Source organism: Streptomyces niphimycinicus (genome assembly GCF_018883605.1).
Lineage (GTDB): Bacteria > Actinomycetota > Actinomycetes > Streptomycetales > Streptomycetaceae > Streptomyces > Streptomyces niphimycinicus.
The window spans coordinates 1-558 of record NZ_JAHLEM010001331.1 but is presented as its reverse complement, the minus strand read 5'-3'; the positions used below and the strand labels follow the sequence as shown (position 1 = coordinate 558).

General features: G+C 66.8%; 1 pseudogene. It reads left to right on the top strand.

Going from position 1 to position 558, the window contains the following annotated elements:
- Positions 1 to 558: pseudogene (locus KN815_RS49610) on the top strand (polyketide synthase); the annotation flags it as partial.

Below are 558 nucleotides of genomic sequence, written 5' to 3'. Positions count from 1 at the left end.
GGATGGCACGGGGTGGTCCGAGGGTGCGGGCATGCTGCTGGTGGAGCGGCTGTCGGATGCGCGGAAGAACGGGCATCCGGTGCTCGCCGTGGTGCGTGGTTCGGCGATCAACCAGGATGGTGCGTCCAATGGTCTGACGGCGCCGAACGGTCCGTCGCAGCAGCGGGTGATTCGTCAGGCGCTGGCGAACGCGGGTCTGTCGACTGGTGATGTGGATGCGGTGGAGGCGCATGGCACGGGTACCAGTCTTGGTGACCCGATCGAGGCGCAGGCGCTGATGGCGACGTATGGCCAGGAGCGGGATGCGGAGCGGCCGTTGCTGCTCGGTTCGATCAAGTCGAACATGGGTCATACGCAGGCTGCTGCCGGTGTTGCGGGGATCATCAAGATTGTGATGGCGATGCGGCATGGTGTGTTGCCGCGGACGTTGCACGCTCAGGAGCCGTCGCCGCATATCGACTGGTCGGCGGGTGCGGTGTCGTTGTTGCAGGAGTCGGTGGAGTGGCCGGAGTCGGGTCGTCCCCGGCGGGCGGCGGTCTCCTCGTTCGGCTTCAGCGG